We start from the raw sequence: 22,106 nt of genomic DNA, 5'->3' as shown, positions 1-22,106 counted from the left end.
CATTTAAACTGAAATTAATGTAGATGCGTATCGATGATACCAATCTTAAATTGGTAAAGGCTTGATGGCCTTAAGTCATGACCTTGGCTGTTAGCAGATTGAACGCTAAGTTTATTGGGCAGTTCGGGGAAAGCGCTTGGGAGAATAGATCGTGTCGGTCTAGAGTATGAGGAAAAACCTATAATTGCGACTTAGGCTACATTGCTAAGATTGGCATCTTTTGCAACTAAATTAGTTGGGTATTAGTGTCGACACAAAGCAACATATTTTCAAACACTATGTTTGATTAAATATTTTTCAATTTGATAAATCAAGTTTTTTATGTCGCAGTTTTATTCACAAAGTGAGTCGTGCAGTAATAATCATTTGCACGACTCTCGTTTATCAGATTACTTGATAGTTGCAGTTAGCACGGCACCAGTTACTTTCGAATAGCCCTCTACCATAATGTAGTAAGTTCCGGCGGCAGGTGTATTGACAACAAATGCCTCATTGTTTCCATCGGCAAAGGAAGCCCTGTCGTACACACTGCGCGTTGGTATGGTTTGAGCTTTGCCATAAATATCACCATCGCCCGTACCATTTTTCAGTGTCACTGTTAAGCTAGTTTTTCCTGATGGTACTGAAATTTGAAACATTTGGGTTTTCCCGGTATCAACATTGACAGTCACGGCCACACCACTTTGCAATGCGGTATACCCACTTGATGATGTTGCGCAAGTGCCAGTGGCTAAGCCTGTACAGACCAAGGAATTATTGGACCAAAGACTGTTACGGCTCCAAACTGCTGAATTGAGAGTTTGTTCGACAATGGCCAATTGACCTTTCGTAAACATAGTCGTGTCATTTGGTGCTCCCATGACATTTTCTATATTGACAGGCTTTTTTTGTCCACCATTGCAAGAGTTTGGCGCGTAATAGATGGAGGTGGGGGTGGCGAAAATAAATCCTTTGCCATCATCTGGGGGCGTGTCTGCAACACCATCTGTACCACAAAGATCTGAACCATTAGGCACAAAGGTATGATACAAGTTCATTGCATGCCCTATTTCGTGTGCCAAGTTCATTTGTTGTCCAGGCGTAGGTACTCGTGAGCTGATATTCGGATCATTCTGTTTTGCACCAATTGCCCACGACGGTAACAACACTGCATTCAAGTTCGTCGCATAAGTTGGTTGCCATGCAAGTCCGCCGTAATCGGCATTTGTCTCTAATCTGTCAACAATATAGATATTCAAATAACGCGAAACATCCCAATTATAGGCTGCTGTAATTTTGGGTAAATTGGCATCGGTTGCGCCATTGGTGACATAGGCAGCGGGTGCATTCGGAATATAGTCAATGCCAGTGGTTGATGTTCCATCTGGGCGTCGTTGTGCTAACTTAAATTCGATATCAAGGCCACCCCTGTTGGCGATTATGGTCGCGGGATCAATTCCTAACGAAGGATACTGCCCCTGAAAAGCCAAATTTGCCGTTCTGAGTGCACCCGTGATGCGCGCTGGAGTTGCTTCAGTGCTGGCTGTACCCGAACCGAGTACATGAAATACAACAGGAATTGTATATTTCCGCGTTTGTGCATGGCTTATGTTCGTCACGCCTAAGAGCAGGATAGCAGCTACACCTAGTTTCTTATATGTTTCAAATTTCATTGTCTTCCCCATTTAGTTTCAGTGATTTTCTAAAAAAATGTCCAAATGAATTGGATCTTATAAAGTAATACGCAAAATTTTTTACTGAATTAAAGAAGAACCTGAGATGGCTAATGATCGTCAATGATTCAATGCATGATTGAGATTAAGTTGCGCCGCGGTGAGGTGTCAATTGACTTTTTTTAAGTCCCCTATACAAAAGATATAGGAGCTAACGTTCATTAAACTTGATTAAAAAAAAGCTCTTACTTAATGCATAATTAATGCATAAGTAAGAGCTATGCAGGAGAAAGCTAAATCTATCATCACTGTTCAATAGACTTAGTTCACCAAGAAATAATACTGTCCACATTAGATTTGTTTACGTATCAATAAGTAAGCGGGAACTCATTTCTGCGTAAGCTATTTCCAATTATCAGCACTATCTTTGCTTATAAATACCCCTCTGAAGAGGTGTTTTAGTAATGCAAATAATTCTAGAGATTATTGAAAAAAATAGGAAATGACATTAATTTGACGTGCATTCAAATAATTTATATGAAGTAAATAAACAACGCCGCACAGCTATAAAGAAACTGAGTTCAATGTTTATTGAAGATTTCTGGAAGTGATTGCTGCTATTTTCAATCAGACTGATTGAAACTTTTTTGAAGTGATTTCTTCCTAAATGAGCATTGATTTTCGGATCAACTTGCGCAAATAGAATCGAGTGTGTTAACAGTAGAATAATTTGGGCATTTATCTATGTTGAAGTGCGCAAACGCTTCTTGTTGCAAGGAGCCGATGAGCTTGGACTATGCGTGGCGTGAGGCGAATTTTGGCTTGATTATGCTTTGTGCCAGTCGGTCAGCGACAGTGTTTATCTCGCACTGTCGCTTATTGTTGGGAACAGGTTATGTTGAGTCAGGCCAAAGTAGCGATGACCGGCGCATGATCTGAAGGTTGTTCCCATTTACGCGGCACTCGATCTACCACGCAGGAGGTACAGCGCTCAGCCAAAGGTTTAGAGAGCAATACATGATCAATCCGCACGCCTTTATTTAAACGGAAACCGAGCTGACGATAATCCCACCAGCTGAAAGTTTTTTCTGGCTGTTCAAATTGGCGGAAGCTATCGCTGAGACCCAGATCAATTAAAGCTTGAAACGCCGCGCGTTCTGGTGGCGACACCAGATTCATGCCTTCCCAAGCAGCTGGATCATGTACGTCACGGTCATCTGGCGCGATGTTGTAATCGCCTAACAAGGCGAGCTGCGGGTGTTGTGCCATTTCACTCTTGACCCAGTCGTGCAAAGCGGCCAGCCAGCTTAATTTATACGGATATTTTTCTGAGTCTAGCGCTTGTCCGTTAGGGACATAGGCGCAAATGATACGCATGTCAGCTATCGTCGCGGCGATGATGCGTTGCTGTTCATCTTCAAACAGAGGATTATTTTTTTGCACATCAGCAATCGGATGACGCGAGATGATTGCTACGCCGTTGTAGGTTTTTTGACCTGTGAACACCACATGATAGCCAGCAGCTTCGATTTCTGCCTGTGGAAATTTATCGTCGGTCAGTTTGGTTTCTTGTATGCAGAGAATATCGATAGGATTTATCTCCAGCCATTGCAAGACTTGGGGGAGACGGACTTTCAGGGAGTTGACGTTCCAGGTGACTAGTTTCATATTCGGTCTCATGCAAAAGCGCTAAACGATAATAAATACGTTAAAAAATACGCCAAAAAATAAAAACGCGCTCAGTGCAAGCAAAGAGCGCGTTGAATAAAACCTGGCAGCTTAGCCCGCGCGGTTCATCAAGAACGTCGTCAGCATTGGTACTGGACGACCAGTCGAACCTTTTGCTGCGCCGGATTTCCAAGATACACCAGCGATATCCAGATGGGCCCAAGTGTATTTCTTGGTGAAACGCTCCAAGAAGCAAGCGGCCGTGATCGAACCAGCCGCAGGGCCACCGATATTTGCGATATCTGCAAAATTCGATTTGAGTTGCTCGTTATACAGTTCGCCTATCGGTAAGCGCCATGCCACGTCATTCGCTTGTTTGCCAGCGACGAGTAATTCTTCGGCAAGTTTGTCATGCGTGTCATCATGACGGGTGAATAGACCGGTGGTGTGGTGACCGAGGGAAGTGATAATCGCGCCAGTTAAAGTCGCAACGTCGATCACTGCGGCTGGTTTGAAACGTTCTACATAGGTCAATGCATCACATAAAATCAAACGACCTTCAGCATCGGTATTTAAAACTTCTATGGTTTGACCAGACATCGATGTGACGATATCTCCAGGACGTGTGGCGCTGCCAGAGGGCATATTTTCACAGGTTGGAATCACCGCGATCACATTCAGTTTTAATTTCATTTCACCGATGGCGCGCATGGTGCCAAGCACCGAGCCTGCGCCGCCCATGTCGTATTTCATCTCATCCATGCCTGCGCCTGGCTTCAAAGAGATACCGCCGGAGTCAAAGGTAATGCCTTTACCAACCAATACGACTGGTGCATCTTTCGCCTTGCCACCCATGTGCTTTAAGACGATAAATTTTGGTGGTTCATCAGTCCCAGCAGAAACGGATAAGAAGCTATTCATCTTCAAAGCTTGAATTTGCTTGCGTTCTAAGACTTCTACGCCCATTTTGAATTCGGTTGCGATTTTTTTCGCGGTATTTGCCAGATGCGTTGGGGTGCAGAAATTCGCTGGCATATTGCCCAATTCCTTGGTCAATTCCATACCGTTCACGAGAGCGATACTTTGTGCCAAAGCTAGCTTAGCGGCTGCAGCATCTGTCGCAGCGACATAGATTGCGACTTTCTTGATATTTGCCGCAATGGTGTCTTTTTTGCTCTTGTGCGCATCCGTGCGGAATATTGCTTCTTTGAACGCGATCACTGTTTGACGGATCGCCCACGCTAAATCACGTCCATCAACTGCAGGCAAGACGACGCTGACATCGGTGCCGCCCAGATTATTTAAGCCACGCGCTGCGCTTTGTACTGCGCTGCTATAGGCTTTTTCGGATACTTTGGCTGGATCATCACCCAAACCGACTAACAATACGCGCTCAGCACTGACATCGGCAATGTTGCGTAATAATAAAGAAGAGCCGATCTTGCCAGAAATGTCACCGGATTTCAGAGCAGCATCAATCGCGCCTTTTTTATTTAATTGCGTAGCGGCGGTTGATAATTTCTTGTTTTCAAATACGCCGACGACGATACAGGCGGTCTTGATGGTGCTGGCATTGTCTGCTGCTGTGCTTTTGGCTGCTAGTGTTTTTATGCTAAAGTCCACGTCTTGCTCCTTATTGTCGATCAGCGATGATCTTTTGAATTTCGCTTAAATACGTAAAACGACTATTATAACCCCCTTGCATAGTCTCCATAACTACTAATAAGACCAACTTAATTATGATTTTTCAACGTGCGCTCAGACGAGAATTATTTAGTGCTGCCAGCGCTGTGTTTACGACCTTGTTCACCATTACGGTGACGTTCATGCTGATCCGGATTTTGCGTGATGCTGCCGGTGGCAAAATTGCTTCTAGTGATGTTTTGATATTAATCGGTTTCTATTCACTCGATTATTTTCCGATTTTGTTGATTTTGACTGGCTTCATTTCAGTGTTGTTGGTGGTTACTCGTGCTTATCAAGATTCCGAAATGGTGGTCTGGTTTGCGTCCGGCTTAAGTTTGACGCGTTGGATTGCGCCGATTTTAAGTGTGGCATTGCCTTTGACCATCTTAGTGGGAACACTAAGTCTGGTGGTGTCGCCATGGGCGAATGAGCAAATGCAAGAAGTCAGAAATCGCTATGAGAAGCGCGAAGATATCGCTAAGGTCGCACCAGGAAAATTTCAAGAATCGCGTGGTGGTGGTCGTGTGTCTTTTGTCGAAGAGGTTTCAGGCGACTTAAGTAAGGTTCAGAATATTTTTACCAGCATGATGAATGATGGACGCTCTAGCGTCATTATCGCCAAGGAAGGTAAAGTTGAAATCGACGCGCATGGCGATCGCTTTTTGGTTATGAGCCAAGGTCGTCGTTACGACGGTTTGCCGACGGAAGGTGATTTTCAAATGATGCAGTTTGAGAAATATGCCGTCTTACTCTCAGCACAAAGCAATCTCGATGCAAATAATAAATCTGCCAAAGCTTTGCCTTTGCGTACCTTAATAGATGAACCCAATCCTACTCGCGATGGTGAATTACTGTGGCGAGTGTCACTGCCATTTATGGGATTGCTGCTCATGTTGTTGGCCATTCCTTTGGGTTATGTCAATCCGCGTGTGGGGCGTTCGGCGAATATGATAGTCGCTTTGATTTTAGTGGCGGTAAATTTAAATATTTTGAACATGTTACAGCTCGCTGTGGTACAGGGTAAAGTCAGTTTTTGGCGTGCATCCTGGCCTATGCATGTCGTGGTCGCCATACTTATAGCGCTCTTTTTCATGTGGCGTCTCAAGGTGAATAGTACCTGGCATCCGAGCAGTGTATGGGGACGTATCAAATGTCACCTGTATCGAAAAAAGAATCAGCAATGTGTTGATCATCAACAGATGGTGGGTAACTGATGAAAGTGCTGCAACGTTATTTTGGTAGCGAGATTATTCGCGCTGTGTTGTTTGTGTTGTTCGCGTTGTTGGTATTGACGTCTTTTTTCGATCTGATGAAAGAGCTCGCAGCGATCAACAAAAATGGTTATCTGTTGAAGCACGCTTTGTTGACTGTGCTCTTGAATATCCCAGGCAATGCCTACGATTTTTTACCGATTGCTGTGTTGATCGGCACAATTTATGTGTTGGCACAATTTGCCAGTAATTCTGAGTTTACGATTATGCGCGCCGCTAGTATGTCGTCCTGGACGGTTGCTAAAATGTTGGGAAACATCGCTATTATTTTTATTTTGTTGACCTATTTATTGGGTGAAGTGATTGCTCCTATGGCGACAAAATTATCTAAGCAAATCAGCATGCAAGCCGCCTCGTCACCATTGACTCAGGGCTTCCGTAGTGGCTTGTGGACTAAGGATTTAATCCGTAGTAATGATGCGGACGGCGCAGTGATTGGCACGCGTTTTTTGAATGTCAGGGAAGTATCGCCTGAGCGAACTTTACTCGGCGTCAAAATCTACGAGTTCGATACTAATTTTCAGTTACTGCGTGAGATCAATGCGAAGCAAGCGGTATACGTGCGTTCACATGTGTGGCAATTGCATGAGGTAGTGGAAACCAGTTTTCCCAAGAATCTGGCAACTGAGACCATGATAGAGTCAGATACGCACAAATTGGCTACGAAGGATTTGATGTCAGAAATTACGCCAGATATTTTATCGGTGCTGTTCACGGAAGTTGATCGTATGTCCGCTCTAGAGTTAGCTTCATACACCAAGCATTTGGCAGAAAATAAGCAATCGACCGAGCGTTACGATATCGCTTTTTGGAAAAAATTGACGTACCCAATTTCTATTTTGGTGATGATGGCATTAGCGCTACCATTTGCCTATTTGCATGCGCGAGATGGCGGAATCAGCTTGCGTATTTTTAGTGGAATCATGCTGGGGATGGTGTTCTATCTGGTGAATAGTTTGTTCGCTTATTTGGGGCAAATTAATACTTGGCCAGCATTAGTGACGGCATTATTTCCTAGTCTGATTTTCTCCTTATTGGCGTATGTAGGTTTGCGTTATGTTGAGCGACATTAGGTGCAACGCAATTTCTGATAGTTTCTCAGCGTAGATTTTCGATTTGAATTTGAATTTGATTATGTCCAAAAAAGCCTTAATCTTGTTTGCCCACGGCGCTCGTGCTGCTAGTTGGGCACAGCCTTTTCAACGTCTGCAACAATTAACGCAGCAAAGTTTACCTGACGTTAAGGTGGAGCTGGCTTTTTTGGAATTAATGCAGCCACAGCTGCCAGAAGCAGTAGAGAATCTCGTTTCGGTGGGCTATGACAACTTGACGATCACGCCGATATTTTTAGGGCAGGGGGGGCATGTTCTGCGGGACTTGCCTTTGATGGTCGATGAATTGCGTAGCCGCTATCCTCAGATACAAATTAAGCAGGTGCTTGCTGCAGGTGAAGACCAAGGTGTTTTAAGCGCATTGCGAGATTATTGCCTACGTTCGATAGAGTAGGTTTGTTTTCTTATCTTAGCGACGATTTTTCAAATGTCGCTTCTGTATGGTGTTGATGCAAGGTGTCGGCGAATTGTTTGTCACTCAATAAAATGTGTGATGTCAGCCAAAATCGCAGCAATTCAGCAGTCTCCAATGCGACCAGAGTGCGCGCATTTTCCAGTTCATGCTTGAGGTCGCTTACGCGCTCTAATAATTTTCTATGCTGCTCTTTATGTGCCCTATAAGCTGGATAGGCGCTCGCCTGCATGAGATCTTCTTCACGCTGAAAATGTTCTTGGGTGTAGGTCGCTAAACGCGTCAAAATTTTCGATAGACTCTGATAGTCCTGTTCCGATTCAGCCGCATCATGCAATTCATTCACCATACCAATTAAGGCTTGGTGATCTTGGTCTATCAGTGCATCGTGCACACTTAAGTTGTCATTCCATTCAAAATAGCTCATGCACAGCCTTACGGCCATCAATTAAAATGCCAATTGATAGCGAAAATTAGCGAATATTTGCGAATATCAGCGAATATCCTAGTGAGCCGAGATTTTAAAAGGATTGAGGCCGGATAAACTTGTTTTAGCGCAAGTTTTTGTGCAGGTATAGCGATTTACTATGCTTTTTGAGTTTGTCGTGATCGCATCGCTTCGCCCATCATGACGAGTACCGGGCCTTCGCAATCCGGCAAGCCATGTGCGAGTTCTGCCAGCGTCAGGTGCAAATGCTGCTCTTCCTGGCGACTACAGCTTTGCACAATCACAATCGGAAGATTGGCGGAAAAGCCTTTTGCCAGCATGCGCTGTGCGGTCAGTATCGCTTCTTTGCCACCCATGTATTGAACCAAGGTGTCGCAATCAGGAATGCGGGTTTCGGCGGATTCACCGGGCGCGGTACTGGAGGTGAAGAGGGCAACACTGCGTGCCACTCCGCGTTTAGTGAGTGGTAGTTGTACGCTGGCTGCAGCGGCCATAGCAGTCGTAATGCCGGGCACGATTTCGAAACGTATTCCAGCTTGCTCCAGTGCTGTCATTTCCTCATCAGCACGGCCAAATAACATAGGGTCGCCACCTTTCAGGCGGACTACGATGGCATGTCGTTGCGCGGCTTCGACTAACTGTTGATTGATGTGTTCTTGCGCGGCTGAGCGTTGGCCGCTGCGCTTGCCAACCGAGACTTGAATCGCTTGAGGGCAGAGTGCCAGCATCTCGGCAGTGACCAATGCGTCGTGCAAAACAATATCCGCTTGCGCTAAGAGTTTTGCACCACGCACGGTAATTAAATCAACTGCACCCGGCCCAGCACCGACTAAGTAGACGATACCGGTTTTATTTTTAACTGGGGATGTAGTTGATTCAGATAGATTAGCCAAGACGTATCATTCCCGCTGCGACAGTTTGATGGGTGACTTCGTCGATCAAAATGAATGCCCCTGTAGCACGGGTGATGTCGTAAGCATCGGCTGCCAGTGCTTGCTGTACATTGATATTGACGCGAGCGATGTCGTTCAATTTAAGTGTATCAGTTGCGCGGCGTTCTTGGGTATTGATATCCAACAAAGTGTCGACCGACGCAACACGGGCTGCGACCTGACGTGTCGTATGTTTCAGCCAATATTTACGACGAACGTCTAAGGCATCTTCTGATAACCAGCACAAATCGGCACTCAAAGTTTTCAATACTGTCGCAGGCCGATCCGCACCTGCCAACATATCGCCGCGTGAGATATCCACGTATTCATTGAGCAAAATAGTAACGGATTGACCCACCACCGCAGTTTGCAAAGAACCATCCAAAGTCTGGATATCTTTGACCGTCGCAGTCTGTCCAGAAGGCTGCACCACGATGCTATCGCCGACGCTAACTTTGCCCGCTTCGATACGTCCCATATAGCCACGGAAGTCGTTTGCCTCGTGACCATTGTGGCGCGCCACCAATTGCACGGGGAAGCGGAAAGGCTCGTCATGGCACTCATCGTAGACGCTTAAGGATTCCAGCAACTCGATTAAAGTAGGGCCTTGGTACCAGGCCAGATTATCGCTATTGGTGACGACGTTATCGCCAGCTAATGCCGACAAAGGAATTGGATGTACGTCGCGTAAACCTAATTGTGCAGCGAACTCTTGGTAAGCACCAACGATGCGGTCATAGACGGTTTGATCGTAATTCACCAAATCCATCTTGTTCACGGCAACGATCACATGTTCGATTTGCAGTAAATGTGCAATCGTAGAATGACGTTTGGTTTGCGTGAGTAGCTCAACACTACCATCGTCACCGAGCTTCACTTTGGAGACGTCAATCAAAATGATGACAGCATCAGCAGTCGAGGCGCCAGTGACCATGTTGCGTGTGTATTGCTCATGACCTGGCGTATCGGCGATGATGAATTTGCGTTTAGGTGTTGCGAAATAACGGTAAGCGACGTCGATCGTGATGCCTTGTTCGCGTTCCGCTTCCAAGCCATCCGTCAACAAAGACAAATCTATCGTGTCGCCGACTGTGCGTTTGTGTTTGGCTTTAGAAATGGCGTTCAATTGATCAGCAAAAATACCTTTGCTGTCGAACAGTAAACGACCGATGAGCGTACTCTTGCCATCATCCACTGAACCTGCCGTGATGAAACGCAGTAAGCCGCGTTCACGCGCAATATCGATAGAAGTGGCGGACTGTTGTACCTGGGTGCTCATTAGAAATATCCTTCTTTTTTACGTTTTTCCATGGACGACTCTGAAGTCTGATCATCCATGCGTGTTGCGCCGCGTTCTGTAATTTGGGTGACTGCGGTTTCTTCAATAATTGCTTCTACTGTTGCGGCATCTGACGATACTGGGCAGGTACAGGAAATATCACCGACAGTACGAAAGCGCACGATTTGTTTTTCTACCGTTTCACCAGCACGCGGTGGTGTTAACTCTGACACTGGAACTAGCAAACCATTGCGAGGAATGACTTCGCGTTCGTGCGCAAAATAAATCGGTGGTAATTCTAGTTTTTCACGAGCGATGTATTGCCAGACGTCGAGTTCAGTCCAGTTGGAAATCGGGAACACGCGCATGTTTTCACCAGGATGAACACGGGTGTTATATAAATCCCAGAGTTCAGGGCGCTGTGCTTTTGGATTCCATTGACCGAATTCATCACGGAAAGAAAAGATACGTTCTTTAGCGCGGGCTTTTTCTTCATCCCTACGCGCGCCACCGATGCAGGCATCAAATTTATGTTCAGCAATCGTTTCTAATAAAGTCACTGCTTGCGCCGCGTTGCGTGAATCGGTCTTAGGATTACGCAAACGTACGGTGCCGCGATTGATAGAGTCTTCAACCGAACCGACGATCAGACGTTCGCCTAATTCGGCGACGCGTTTGTCGCGGAAGGTAATCACTTCTGGAAAATTATGACCGGTATCCACATGTACCAATGGGAAAGGGAATTTGCCAGGACGAAAAGCTTTTTCTGCGATACGTAACAACACCACTGAATCTTTACCACCGGAGAACAACAGGGCAGGGTTAGTACATTCAGCCGCCACTTCACGCATGATGTGGATGGCTTCGGATTCCAGCCAATCGAGATGGCGATTGCTCGCGGCATCAATGAAGTGATTTTCAACTACGGTGTTCATGCTAAGCCTTTTTTATTCGATTTAATTCGGTTTTGATTTTCAATTTCAATTTCAATTGATTAAATTGATTTGATGCGGACCAATTTTCCATCCACTACATGCAAGCCACATTCTTTCGACTCTGGATTTTCCCACCACCAGCGTCCGGCGCGTACATCTTCGCCTGGCTGTATCGCACGCGTGCAGGGTTCGCAACCGATAGATGGATAAGCTTTGTCATGCAGTGCATTGTAAGGCACATTATTGCTGCGAATATAGTGCCAAACGTCCTCTTCTGACCAATCCGTTAAGGGATTGAATTTTTGCATAGCATGCGCGACATCATCTTCTTGTACTGCTAATTCAGCGCGGGTCGCTGACTGGGCACGGCGTTGTCCTGTGATCCACGCTTTGTTGCCTGACAGCGCACGGTTCAAGGGCTCTACTTTACGAATTCTGCAGCACTCTTTACGCATCTCTACACTGTCGTAGAATGCATTCACACCATGCTGTCTGACATAGTCTTCAACCGCGGCGATTTTTGGTTTGAATAACTGTATTTCAACACCATAAGTCTCTTGAATACGCTCCAACATAGCCAAGGTTTCTTTGTGCAAGCGGCCGGTTTCGAGTGAGAAAATCTTGATGTCCAGTTTGTTACGCAAAATTAAGTCCGTCAGCACCATGTCTTCAGCAGCAAGGCTGGAAGCAAATACCGCTGGTGCAAACTCGTTAGCGATTCTCTCTAAAATGGCGACGGTGTCGGCTAAGCGTATCGCAAAATTACTCGTATCATTCATAGAAATTTTATAGAAATTAATTGCCTGCTCTAGCCACACGTCGGAACAAAGGGTTTTTTTCATCGACTGAAGTTTGATATTTTTCACTGAAGTCGGTCAATCCTTTGATCGCATCGTTGATGTTCTTATCGGCGCGTACAGCAAAGGAATTAAAGCCTACACGTTGCATATAAAATAATTGGTCGCGCAGCACATCACCAATGGCACGGAGTTCGCCTGTGTAGTTAAAACGCGTCCGCAAATTGTAGGCGATAGAGTAGCCGCGACCATCCGCAAATTTAGGAAAATCCACTGCTAACAAATTGAATAATTGCAAATCCTGTTGCAACTCTTTCGCTTGTTCATTGCTACTAAACCATACGCCGATATCATGCCGCTCTTTGGCGCGTTGAATTAATTGATCGCGTTGAAATTGCCAGACTTTGAGTGGTACGATTACCTTTCCTTCAGGTACTGCAATGGAATCCGCCGTATCGTCTTCAGATAATTGTAAAATTTCCCAATCGTCATTGACTATCGCTCTATCTTTAATAATTTTAGTCATATATTTCTCCCCCTAGTACACTACTGCAGAGCCGGCATCCTCTCCGTGATGCTCGATCGTTTTTATTGGTGTTGCATAAACATATTCTTTGAATGGTGTAATCCCTAAACGCTGCGCGGTATCGATAAAGCGTTCACCGTTAACACGTTCGCGCAAATACACTTGCACAATACGTTCTACTACTTCTGGCATTTGTCCGGCAGAAAAGGACGGGCCGATAATTTTGCCTATGGCGGACTGATTGCCCTGCGCACCGCCGATGGACACTTGATACCATTCACTGCCATCTTTATCGACGCCCAAGATGCCAATGTTGCCAACGTGGTGGTGACCGCAAGCATTAATACAGCCAGACATATTCAATTCCAACTCACCAATATCGTGCAAATAATCGAGATCGTTGAAACGGTCGGTAATGTCGAGTGCGATTGGGATCGATTTGGCATTTGCCAATGCACAGAAGTCACCGCCAGGGCAGCAAATCATATCCGTCAGCAAACCGACATTTGGTGTGGCTAAACCGTGTGCTTTGGCTTCTTTCCATAGGTCGAATAACTGACTTTGTTCCACATCTGCCAACACCAAGTTTTGCTCATGCGTTACTCGAATCTCACCAAAACTATAGCGATCTGCTAGGTCAGCAACGAAATCCATCTGATCCGCATTGGCATCACCAGGCGGTACACCAGGTTTCTTAAGTGACAACACTACTGCATTGTAACCCGCTTGTTTGTGCGGTTTTACATTCCGCTTCACCCAATTAGAAAATGCCTTATTTTCTTGTTGTAATTGCACAAAATTGCTATCAATTACAGGCAAATCGGCATACGCGGGTGCAGTGAAATAAGCTGCAACACGTTGTAACTCTGCTTCAGTCAGGGTGGCAGGACCATCTTTGAGGTCTTGCCATTCTTCTTCAACCTGACGAGCAAATTCTTCAGCACCAATTGCCTTCACCAGAATTTTGATACGCGCTTTGTAAATATTGTCACGGCGACCAAATTGGTTGTAGATACGCAAAATTGCTTCTAGATAGGTCATTACGTGCTGCCATGGTAGGAATTCACGAATCACGCTACCTAAAATTGGCGTGCGACCCATGCCGCCTCCTACCATCACTTTAAAGCCAACTTCTCCTGCTTCGTTGTGAACAACTGTTAAACCGATATCGTGCACAGCGATTGCAGCGCGATCTTCTTTAGCACCATTGATGGCGATCTTAAATTTGCGTGGCAAGTAGGCAAATTCAGGGTGGAAAGTTGTCCATTGACGCAAGATTTCAGCATAAGGGCGTGGATCGATAATTTCATCTGCAGCGACACCTGCAAATTCATCTGACGTGATATTGCGCATGCAATTACCGGACGTTTGAATCGCGTGCATTTCTACGCTCGCTAATTCCGCCAGAATGTCTGGTGTGTCTTCTAGATTAATCCAGTTATATTGGATGTTTTGACGCGTAGTGAAATGACCATAGCCACGGTCATATTTGCGCGCGATAAAAGCAAATTTGCGCATTTGTGCGGACGACACCAAGCCATACGGAACCGCTACACGTAACATGTAGGCATGACGTTGCATGTATAAGCCGTTTTGTAAACGCAAAATACGGAATTCATCTTCCGTCAGCTCATTAGCAATGCGACGGCTTACCTGATCGCGAAATTGAGCAACGCGCTCTTGAACGATTAAATGATCATGTTGGTCGTAACGATACATCTGCGAACTTCCTATTTAAGACGTCGTGCCAGACTATCTGGTGTCGACATATTCAACGAGTTGAGGTTATTGAAAGAGTGCTTGTTAGAGTGCCTGCTGGTTAGCAAAAAAATCTTACAGAACCAATTTGCAAGCCACCAGTGTTAAGGTCGTGGCCAAAATGCCGCGTAATAATTTTTCGGGTACTGCTTTGGCAGCGAGTGAACCAAGCGTGATGCCTGGAACTGAACCCAGCAATAAAGAGCCCAATAATTCCCAATTGATAGAACCCAACCACCAATGCCCAATCGCAGCGATAGCTGTCAGTGGCACGGCATAGGCAATATCAGTTCCTGCCACATGAGCGGCTGGCATTTTTGGATACAACAAAACTAAAATCGTCGCTCCAATGGCACCTGCGCCGATAGAAGAAATGGTCACCAAGATGCCCAATACCGCACCCGCGATCACGGTGGCGACTGCTAACTTCTTTCCATGCAATTGACGTTCAGGATGGGCATTAATCCAGGCCATTAATTTACTGCGATACAGAATCGCGATCACCGTCAAAAAAACGGATGTGGCGATGGAGTAACGAATAATTTGACCGAGTTCTTTGCTTAATCCGCCGAAATTTTTAAGCGCGAGGGTGGCGAGCAGAGCTGCTGGCAAAGCGCCGTAACACAGCAGGCGGACGACATTCCATTCAACTGTACCACGCAATCTGTGTGTGAAAGTTCCCGTTGCTTTCGTGATCGAGGCAAATGCCAAATCAGTACCTACTGCAACAGCCGGGGATACACCAAATAACAGAGTTAACAAAGGCGTCATCAACGAGCCGCCACCGACACCAGTTAATCCAACCAGGGTGCCAACTGCAAATCCAGAGATGATGTAGGTAAGTGTCATAGAGCCTCATACAAAGTAGCATGCATGATAAGTGCGAGCCACTTTATAACCAACTACTTAGTATTTATTTGCTTATATGCAGTTTGACTATATAGAAATACGGATTTTCGACTTAAGTCTGATTTTCTGCACGATTGATTAGGGCTTTATTTTATATTAATTGCTAATAATAAAAGCTTTTTTTGCGCGGCCGTATGGACTAAGCCGATCTACCTGTACTTATTTGAATGGTGAACTTTCAAATCTGCTCAGTTGATAAATAGAAGGAATGCGCTGATCGAGTCATTTATTTTGTAAGTAATTGTAGTCAGCTAAAAATTATTGTTGGAGATTATTTGTACAAAAAAAAGGACCGTTTTCATCTGAGAGATGTTGTTTATGTTGTGCGTTGCTGCTGCAATCGTAGGCATCCTGCGATGTTTCAAATTGTATCGAACGGAGTAAGGGGCAATACTTCGCAATCATTTAATTCAGCACTTCCGATATTATCGCGAAGACTTATCTACTGGAGTGCCTTATGTTTGGAAAATTACTGCCACGTTTGCAATCGCTGCCGAGCACAAAAAAAATGACTATGGCTTCTTTGTGGGGACTTCTGATGGCAGGAATGCTCATAGGAGTCAACGCACAGGCTATCGATATATGGGAATTTCGCGCTCAAGACGTATTACCTATTTTGGGTGAATTTAAAAATAACGCAAATTTCACATCGAATCAGCAGGGGCTATGGCTACAAATGGAAGCTCGTACCAAAGCGATGTTACGCGTACGGGAAGATAGGCGTCATGAAATCCAACTTAGTATTAAAAAACGATTGCAGACGAAAGCGCCTGAGCTAAGGGATTTGGCACAATTGATGGATCAAGACGACACACTATCTGCACGTGAAAATCAAGAGTTGCGTGAATGCTGGATGACGATGTATGACGCATTGAGTGACGTTCAACGTGATGCATTGGCTGTGTTAATGAACGAGCAGTTAATGCGCGTTGCAGATAAGCCAAAGGAGGCTCAGCATGGAGGTGAAAAAAATAGCGGAGGAGCGCATCGTAGCGGAAAAGGTGGCATGGGCGGTGGACGTCCTGGCGTTAACTAAGATTCTGCCAATATCTTGTCGGTAGAGAGGAGCGAGATCCTGTCGCTCCCTATAACACTTAATCCTCCAATCCTTTTATCTTTTGATCCTTTGATTTGTAATATCGCTAATATCAGCTTATGCCAATGTTTTAGGCTAATTCGGGAATCAGTGCATTCAAATCAGTGACGCCAATGTCGATGTTTGCTTGGCTTAACATGGTGGTGATTTGTCCGCGATGATGGGTTTGATGATTAAACACATGCATCAGTAAATTAAAACATTGCTTTGTATGCAGGTTTCCTTTGATATCGCGGTATTGGACCGGAAGCAATAATTCGTATTCACCAATATGATTGCTAATTCCCAATAGTAGTTGATCGAGTTGTTCGCGATAACAACGTAGCTCAGTTAGCTGATCAAATAGCTGCATTTCCAGTGAGTTGACTGGCGCTAAATTCTCTATGCTGGCTAGATTCCATTGTGAAGAAATGATGCTGTTCAGGCGCTTCAGCCATATAGTGTCTGCCACTGCAATATGATTCAAAGTCGCAAAAATCGATCCAAAAAATGCACCGCGATCGCTTTTTAGATCCGATTCTTTCATTCCTGCAGCGACATCATAGAGTTTTTGGTTCATCCATTGATTGTATTGCGCCATCAGTTGCACATGCTTATTCAGTGACATGTTTAATTCCTTTTCTATGATGTGGTTAAATCAATTAGCTCCTGATTTTACATAGTCTACAATATTCTTCTTCATCGCACATATTGATCAATAGCCATGCCAGATTTTGAATTAATGCACATCGCTTCTGTGCATCGTGAACGCGTTGCTGCACGCCGATTGGCTCAACGTGAAGGCATCAGTTTGGTTGTAGCATTAGAGAGGGTACTAATGGCTTGCGCGGGTGAAGGGAGCTTAACCATGTTGCTAGAGATGCGCAGCAAGCAAGCCCTGCGTTTGAACGAAATGAAGCAACAGAATAAGTTAAGCTCGCAGCAAAAACACCGTGCACAAGTTGAGGCAAAACAAATCGCGCGATCCGGTTGGTGTGGCTGGTTTGATGGATCAGCAAAACCTAACCCTGGCGTCTGCTCTATTGGTGCTGTGTTGTTGGCGCCGGATGGTCGACGCTGGGAAATAAGTCGGACTATCGGTTTTGGAAATAGCAGTACTGCGGAATACGAGGCCTTGCTCGCATTGTTAGCCTTAATGCACGAGCAAGACTGTACCGAAGCAATGATCTATGGCGACAGCCGAGTTGTAATTGATGATCTTGATGCTCCCGCGACCAAGTCTGCACAAAGCTTGGTAGATTATCGACATCAAGCGGAGACACTACTGCGGAAGTTACCTAAAGTTCGAATAGTGTGGATACCTCGCGCCAAAAATCACGAAGCAGATGCTCTCGCCGAGTTGGCTTTTGCCAGAAATACCTATGACATGAAGGACGCGAGTGTCAAAAGTCTCGCTGGCAAATTTTAGGTCTAGAAAATCCCTTGCAAAGAGACAGACAATAACTTCGAATCGCCAAAGAAGGGGTAAGAATAATGTGACTTATCTTTGGAAATGTCATACTGAATTTTCAAGGCGGTGTCTTTGAGAAAATCCCAGCGTAACGATAAGTATTGGGTTTTTCTTCCTTCAGTTGGCTCATTGATGGTCGTGTACTTAGAAAATGTGTACATGGGCGTCCACGCCCCCAACTGATAGCCAACACCGACTAGCGCGTACTTGTAAACATTGTTAAGCCCCTTGGATGCGTCAACCTGCTGGTAGCGATCGATCTCCGCTTTAATCAACCAATTTTTGTAATCCATATTAGCTGACAGACCCATAATCTGCGTCGATTGGTCATTCACCAGATAGACATTGCCACCGCCTGGGTTGTCTTGCCATAGCGTGTCCTTGTAGCGCATATACATTGCGCGTACATCGACGATGCCATTATTCGCTGCTACCGACATCCCCATGATTTTTTTCCAGGACTCGTGAGTCGGCGTGGTGTAATAAATCAAGGTGTCATACGCGTCATTTTTTTGTGTATAGCCGCCGGTCCATGCAGAAATCGTGGTCGCCCACTCTGATTGACCCAATTGGGCACGATAGCTGACATTGGCACCGTTATACGCATAGATAGGCCAGCCATACACATCTGGCGCAGGGCGCACCCAAGGGTAGGCATATCCTATGTAGAGATAGTCACTGTAGTAGTACAAAGGAATGCGCATTTTCCCTGCTTGAAATGTCCAGGCTGAATCTTGCTTGGGGGTCCAAGTTGCATACAACCAGTCGACGGTAGGACGTGAACCCGCATTGGGATTATTCGAGCGGCTGATAATTTGCGTCGTGGCCGAGAAGGTCGGGCTAAAGTCCTTTTTTATTTGTATGCCCAACAGTGATTCTTTATCGAATTGAAAGCCCTTATTCTTTTCATATACACCGGCGTATTCCCAAGCTTGCATCGCGCACGGACATTGCCACTGTTGGTAAGTCCATGGAGTGCTGCTTCCGAGTGCAGAACCACTCAATACTTTTGCGGCTGTGATGTTGTAAAAGCCGGTTAATTTTAAAGACCCATCATCGCTGAGATCTGTCGCCAATACGACAGTGGGAGTAAGCAGACTGAGCGCGATTGCCAATAGTGATTTTTTCATTATTCAATCTCCAAAAAAGTGGAAGCGCATGATCAGGTTCAAGGAATTGAGGCGATGACTTTAACGCTGTCATCGACGGCTGTTTTTTCGATATACCCGATGGCATTCACATTCTCGCGAATGGCTTTTTTGATCTCGTCACTAGTTTTAAGCTCTCTTGGTGGCTTGCCTTTTCCAGTGAACACGATGCGTGCCCAAATCGCCTGTACTTGAGGAGGCTCTTTTTCTAAAACCTTTTTGTAAAACTCTAATCGTATTGGGGAACCGTTGGCCTGTTCTATCGGCGTAAATTGCACTGAGCCACCGAGAAAATATTGAGCTACTTGCGAAGCTGTCATGCTTTTGATGTCATTTTGTGGATTAATGACTATGACTAGTTCGGCAAATGCTGGGATGGTAATGACCGATAAGCATGCGGTCATTGCCAGAGAACGTATCATCTGTTTCATAGCTATTCCTGTCCATAACAAATGTCAGAAAGAAGAATTGAAGAACTGAAGAACATTAACTGTTTTTTAGTGTAGGACAAATTACGATGCGTGCGGAAATTTGTTGCCGATAATCCACATCGATTGAGGTAAATCAATTTTTATCGAGAATCGTGACAAGAATCTTTTTGGGGAGTGGGAGGTAAGTCTTGCAAATTGAAAATTATGTCGAGTTTCACTAAGAAAATGGTGAGCGAACGATAAGCAGGTGATTGGCGAACAATAGGCGAACAACATGCGAACAACATGCGAACAACAGGCGATCAACAGGAAGGCCTCAATGCAAGAATTCTGAACGCTAAGATGAAAAATTGATTTTCCGTAGACATAAAAAAAGGAAGCTGCAGGCAGCTTCCTCTTAAATTTTTCTTTCTTGATGTCGTTTGATTTTGTTTTTGAACTACTCACGACCGTTTATTTTTGCAAATATTTTCCCATCCAATCCAGCACTGTGTGATGCCATAACAGCGAATTCGCTGGCTTCAAGATGTGATGATTTTCATCCGGAAAAGTCAGTAATTGGCTATCAATGCCGCGGCGTTGTAAAGCGGTGAAGGCACCGAAGGATTGCGTACTAGGAATACGGAAATCCATTTCGCCCTGTGTTACCAACATTGGTGTTTTCCAATTTTTGACATGATTGACTGGATTGAATTTTTCATGCTTGGCTGGAACATCGTAGTAGGTGCCGCCATTTTCCCATTCGTTAAACCACAGTTCTTCGGTCGAGTAATACATCGCGCGGGTGTCAAATACGCCAGCATGATTCACGATACATTTGAATCCATCGTTCCAGTTGCCAGCGATCCAGTTCATCATGTAGCCACCGTAAGAGGCGCCAAGTGCGCAGGCGTTTTTGCTGTCTAGCCATGAAAATTGTTTGGCCGCTGCCGCCATACCGAGTTTCAAATCGACCAAAGGCTTGCCACCCCAATCCTGGCTGATAGAGTCGGTGAAGCCTTGACCATAACCGAGTGAACCATGGAAGTCGATGAACACCACGGCATAACCAGCGCCTGCATAGGTTTGTGGATTCCAGCGATAGCTCCAGTTATTCGCAAAACTACCTTGTGGACCACCGTGCACGATGAAGGCAACAGGATATTTTTTGCCAGCTTGCGCATTCCATGGCTTCATGACGTAGCCATACACTTTTTCGCCTTTGGCACCAGCATAGCTAAATTGCTCGTATTCGCCAAAACGTACATCCGCCAAAGCTTGTTTGTTGACGTCGGTGACAGGCTTCCATGCAGCTTTGTTGACATCGCTGACGAAGAGCTGAGCACCTGAACCAAGATCGGCTTTTGCAATCACTGCGGTATTGCCACGCACGTCGTAACCAGCGACAGAACCTTTATCGCTTAATGCTTTGACGGTGCCGCTGTTTGCATCAATCGCAAACAAACGCAATTGACCGAGATCAAATGCACTGGTGTATAAGGTTTTACCATCTTCTGACCACGTCAGATTTGTGGCGGAGCGATCCCATTTTTCTGCCAGCGCACGTTTCTTACCCGTTTTCAAATCCATTAACATAATCTGAAAACGATCGGCTTCAAAGCCAGGGCGTTTCATTGCCAAATAAGCGAGCGTATTACCGTCCGGAGAAAATGCTGGTTTCGCATCCCAGGCTGGATTCTCGGCAGTGAGATTTTGCGGTGCTGCGCCGCCAGTTGCAGGCACTTTGAACAGATCAAAATTGGTGGACCAAGATTCCGTTTTGCCAGCAACGCGGGCTGAGAATACGACGTTATTCCCATCTGGTGTGAAGGCGTAATCCTCCTGATCGCCATCGGGTTTGGAATGTACGTCTGCTTCTAAAGCAGCGGATAAACTGACAGGCGATTTACTCGCGACATGATTCGCATCCAAGGCTGCTGAATACAGAACATTGCGACGACCATCTGCCCAAGTATCCCAATGGCGGATAAACAGTTTGTCATGAATTTTGCCGGTCGCTTTGACTTTGGATTTCGCTTCTAATCTGTCCTTCGTGCAAGTTAAATCCGCGCAATCACGAAATACTTCTATCGCCATTGCGATGCGATTTTCCGTCGGCGCGACTTTGAAACTTTCTACATCTAGCGGCAAGTCCGTAACTTTTTGCGCTTCGCCGCCAGCAATTGACAATCGCCATACCTGACCACTGCCAGAACGACTCGAGACAAAATAAATCGCGTCGCCTTTGGCAGACCATTGTGGTCCTGAGTTATTACCTTCGGTGCTGTTCGCGACGTTGGTCAGTTTTTTCGGTGTTGGTGTGGCATCAGTCAGATTGATCAGCCATAAATCCCAACGACCGCGATTCTTTTCTAAATCTGTCGTACGTTGTGCATACACGACTAGTTTGCCGTCTGGTGAGACTACGGGACTGGCAACGCGCTCCATTTTGACCAGATCTTCAACTGTAAAGCCACGTTGTTCTGCAACTGCGAAGGAACTCATGCCGATGCCGGTCAATGCCATGGCGGCGGCACTCAAAACAAAATTTCTTATTTTCATATCTTCTCCTATGGGAATACTTGCTCGCTGCTTGTGATGAATTGTGTGATGCGTT

Annotated in this window: 20 protein-coding genes; 5 read left to right on the top strand and 15 right to left on the bottom strand. The window is 45.5% G+C overall.

Annotated features, from left to right (window positions below; all coding sequences use genetic code 11):
* Positions 1–389: 389 nt before the first annotated feature.
* From H8K55_RS04415 to H8K55_RS04405, 3 genes are all read right to left on the bottom strand, one after another.
* Positions 390–1,652, bottom strand: a complete 1,263-nt coding sequence (locus tag H8K55_RS04415; RefSeq protein ID WP_186940860.1) for a M43 family zinc metalloprotease — start codon at positions 1,650–1,652, stop codon at positions 390–392.
* A gap of 903 nt (positions 1,653–2,555) precedes the next feature.
* Entirely contained in the window at positions 2,556–3,320 is a 765-nt protein-coding gene (gene xth / locus H8K55_RS04410) for an exodeoxyribonuclease III (RefSeq protein WP_186940859.1), read from the bottom strand.
* Between the two features lie 111 nt (positions 3,321–3,431).
* Complete coding sequence (locus H8K55_RS04405) at positions 3,432–4,943, bottom strand: leucyl aminopeptidase (RefSeq protein WP_186940858.1); 1,512 nt, start codon at positions 4,941–4,943, stop codon at positions 3,432–3,434.
* Between the two features lie 116 nt (positions 4,944–5,059).
* Here H8K55_RS04405 and lptF point away from each other — a divergent pair, with 116 nt between their 5' ends.
* From lptF to H8K55_RS04390, 3 genes are all read left to right on the top strand, one after another.
* A complete protein-coding gene (gene lptF, locus H8K55_RS04400) occupies positions 5,060–6,220 on the top strand; it encodes an LPS export ABC transporter permease LptF (protein ID WP_186940857.1) in 1,161 nt (386 codons plus the stop codon).
* The gene (gene lptG, locus H8K55_RS04395; protein WP_186940856.1) at positions 6,220–7,350 is read left to right on the top strand and encodes an LPS export ABC transporter permease LptG; all 1,131 of its coding nucleotides are present in this window, start codon (positions 6,220–6,222) and stop codon (positions 7,348–7,350) included. The genes lptF and lptG overlap by 1 nt, the downstream gene beginning before the upstream one ends.
* 61 nt (positions 7,351–7,411) lie before the next feature.
* Positions 7,412–7,783 (top strand): sirohydrochlorin chelatase, encoded by a 372-nt coding sequence (locus tag H8K55_RS04390; protein WP_186940855.1) that lies wholly within the window; start codon positions 7,412–7,414, stop codon positions 7,781–7,783.
* Positions 7,784–7,793: 10 nt separating this feature from the next.
* Here H8K55_RS04390 and H8K55_RS04385 read toward each other — a convergent pair whose 3' ends face one another.
* From H8K55_RS04385 to H8K55_RS04350, 8 genes are all read right to left on the bottom strand, one after another.
* Complete coding sequence (locus H8K55_RS04385; RefSeq protein ID WP_186940854.1) at positions 7,794–8,228, bottom strand: bacteriohemerythrin; 435 nt, start codon at positions 8,226–8,228, stop codon at positions 7,794–7,796.
* Between the two features lie 158 nt (positions 8,229–8,386).
* On the bottom strand, positions 8,387–9,142 hold the full coding sequence (gene cobA / locus H8K55_RS04380) for a uroporphyrinogen-III C-methyltransferase (RefSeq protein WP_186940853.1): 756 nt from the start codon (positions 9,140–9,142) through the stop codon (positions 8,387–8,389).
* Positions 9,135–10,460 (bottom strand): sulfate adenylyltransferase subunit 1, encoded by a 1,326-nt coding sequence (locus H8K55_RS04375; protein ID WP_186940852.1) that lies wholly within the window; start codon positions 10,458–10,460, stop codon positions 9,135–9,137. The genes cobA and H8K55_RS04375 overlap by 8 nt, the downstream gene beginning before the upstream one ends.
* A complete protein-coding gene (gene cysD / locus H8K55_RS04370; RefSeq protein WP_186940851.1) occupies positions 10,460–11,395 on the bottom strand; it encodes a sulfate adenylyltransferase subunit CysD in 936 nt (311 codons plus the stop codon). Before cysD ends, H8K55_RS04375 begins: the two co-directional genes overlap by 1 nt.
* A gap of 59 nt (positions 11,396–11,454) precedes the next feature.
* On the bottom strand, positions 11,455–12,174 hold the full coding sequence (locus tag H8K55_RS04365) for a phosphoadenylyl-sulfate reductase (protein ID WP_186940850.1): 720 nt from the start codon (positions 12,172–12,174) through the stop codon (positions 11,455–11,457).
* A 16-nt stretch (positions 12,175–12,190) separates the two neighbouring features.
* The gene (locus tag H8K55_RS04360; protein WP_186940849.1) at positions 12,191–12,718 is read right to left on the bottom strand and encodes a DUF934 domain-containing protein; all 528 of its coding nucleotides are present in this window, start codon (positions 12,716–12,718) and stop codon (positions 12,191–12,193) included.
* A gap of 12 nt (positions 12,719–12,730) precedes the next feature.
* Positions 12,731–14,437, bottom strand: a complete 1,707-nt coding sequence (locus tag H8K55_RS04355; protein ID WP_186940848.1) for a nitrite/sulfite reductase — start codon at positions 14,435–14,437, stop codon at positions 12,731–12,733.
* 114 nt (positions 14,438–14,551) lie between these two features.
* A complete protein-coding gene (locus H8K55_RS04350; protein WP_186940847.1) occupies positions 14,552–15,325 on the bottom strand; it encodes a sulfite exporter TauE/SafE family protein in 774 nt (257 codons plus the stop codon).
* A gap of 517 nt (positions 15,326–15,842) precedes the next feature.
* On the opposite strand from H8K55_RS04350, the gene H8K55_RS04345 reads away from it, so the two are divergent.
* The gene (locus H8K55_RS04345) at positions 15,843–16,421 is read left to right on the top strand and encodes a hypothetical protein (RefSeq protein WP_186940846.1); all 579 of its coding nucleotides are present in this window, start codon (positions 15,843–15,845) and stop codon (positions 16,419–16,421) included.
* 130 nt (positions 16,422–16,551) lie between these two features.
* Here the strand turns inward: H8K55_RS04345 and H8K55_RS04340 are convergent, their stop codons facing one another.
* Positions 16,552–17,088, bottom strand: a complete 537-nt coding sequence (locus tag H8K55_RS04340; protein WP_186940845.1) for a DinB family protein — start codon at positions 17,086–17,088, stop codon at positions 16,552–16,554.
* Positions 17,089–17,184: 96 nt separating this feature from the next.
* Here H8K55_RS04340 and H8K55_RS04335 point away from each other — a divergent pair, with 96 nt between their 5' ends.
* Positions 17,185–17,889: a ribonuclease HI family protein gene (locus tag H8K55_RS04335; protein ID WP_186940844.1), complete on the top strand. Its 705-nt coding sequence runs from the start codon at positions 17,185–17,187 to the stop codon at positions 17,887–17,889.
* A gap of 2 nt (positions 17,890–17,891) precedes the next feature.
* Here the strand turns inward: H8K55_RS04335 and H8K55_RS04330 are convergent, their stop codons facing one another.
* The 3 genes from H8K55_RS04330 to H8K55_RS04320 form a co-directional block, all read right to left on the bottom strand.
* A complete protein-coding gene (locus tag H8K55_RS04330) occupies positions 17,892–19,061 on the bottom strand; it encodes a hypothetical protein (protein WP_186940843.1) in 1,170 nt (389 codons plus the stop codon).
* Positions 19,062–19,099: 38 nt separating this feature from the next.
* Positions 19,100–19,510: a type 2 periplasmic-binding domain-containing protein gene (locus tag H8K55_RS04325; RefSeq protein ID WP_230408482.1), complete on the bottom strand. Its 411-nt coding sequence runs from the start codon at positions 19,508–19,510 to the stop codon at positions 19,100–19,102.
* A gap of 453 nt (positions 19,511–19,963) precedes the next feature.
* A complete protein-coding gene (locus tag H8K55_RS04320; RefSeq protein WP_186940842.1) occupies positions 19,964–22,051 on the bottom strand; it encodes a S9 family peptidase in 2,088 nt (695 codons plus the stop codon).
* Positions 22,052–22,106 lie beyond the last annotated feature (55 nt).

This window comes from Affinundibacterium flavidum (genome assembly GCF_014284175.1).
In the GTDB taxonomy this organism is placed as follows: Bacteria; Pseudomonadota; Gammaproteobacteria; order Burkholderiales; family Burkholderiaceae_D; genus Undibacterium; species Undibacterium flavidum.
Note: the sequence above shows the minus strand (reverse complement) of the source record. Positions and strands in the feature narration are given on the sequence as shown.

Coding starts and splice junctions, on each gene's coding strand:
- H8K55_RS04415 (WP_186940860.1), bottom strand. CDS start 1,652: ATGAAATTTGAAACATATAAGAAACTAGGTGTAGCTGCTATCCTGCTC.
- xth (WP_186940859.1), bottom strand. CDS start 3,320: ATGAAACTAGTCACCTGGAACGTCAACTCCCTGAAAGTCCGTCTCCCC.
- lptF (WP_186940857.1), top strand. CDS start 5,060: ATGATTTTTCAACGTGCGCTCAGACGAGAATTATTTAGTGCTGCCAGC.
- lptG (WP_186940856.1), top strand. CDS start 6,220: ATGAAAGTGCTGCAACGTTATTTTGGTAGCGAGATTATTCGCGCTGTG.
- H8K55_RS04390 (WP_186940855.1), top strand. CDS start 7,412: ATGTCCAAAAAAGCCTTAATCTTGTTTGCCCACGGCGCTCGTGCTGCT.
- H8K55_RS04385 (WP_186940854.1), bottom strand. CDS start 8,228: ATGAGCTATTTTGAATGGAATGACAACTTAAGTGTGCACGATGCACTG.
- H8K55_RS04375 (WP_186940852.1), bottom strand. CDS start 10,460: ATGAGCACCCAGGTACAACAGTCCGCCACTTCTATCGATATTGCGCGT.
- cysD (WP_186940851.1), bottom strand. CDS start 11,395: ATGAACACCGTAGTTGAAAATCACTTCATTGATGCCGCGAGCAATCGC.
- H8K55_RS04365 (WP_186940850.1), bottom strand. CDS start 12,174: ATGAATGATACGAGTAATTTTGCGATACGCTTAGCCGACACCGTCGCC.
- H8K55_RS04360 (WP_186940849.1), bottom strand. CDS start 12,718: ATGACTAAAATTATTAAAGATAGAGCGATAGTCAATGACGATTGGGAA.
- H8K55_RS04355 (WP_186940848.1), bottom strand. CDS start 14,437: ATGTATCGTTACGACCAACATGATCATTTAATCGTTCAAGAGCGCGTT.
- H8K55_RS04350 (WP_186940847.1), bottom strand. CDS start 15,325: ATGACACTTACCTACATCATCTCTGGATTTGCAGTTGGCACCCTGGTT.
- H8K55_RS04345 (WP_186940846.1), top strand. CDS start 15,843: ATGTTTGGAAAATTACTGCCACGTTTGCAATCGCTGCCGAGCACAAAA.
- H8K55_RS04340 (WP_186940845.1), bottom strand. CDS start 17,088: ATGTCACTGAATAAGCATGTGCAACTGATGGCGCAATACAATCAATGG.
- H8K55_RS04335 (WP_186940844.1), top strand. CDS start 17,185: ATGCCAGATTTTGAATTAATGCACATCGCTTCTGTGCATCGTGAACGC.
- H8K55_RS04330 (WP_186940843.1), bottom strand. CDS start 19,061: ATGAAAAAATCACTATTGGCAATCGCGCTCAGTCTGCTTACTCCCACT.
- H8K55_RS04325 (WP_230408482.1), bottom strand. CDS start 19,510: ATGAAACAGATGATACGTTCTCTGGCAATGACCGCATGCTTATCGGTC.
- H8K55_RS04320 (WP_186940842.1), bottom strand. CDS start 22,051: ATGAAAATAAGAAATTTTGTTTTGAGTGCCGCCGCCATGGCATTGACC.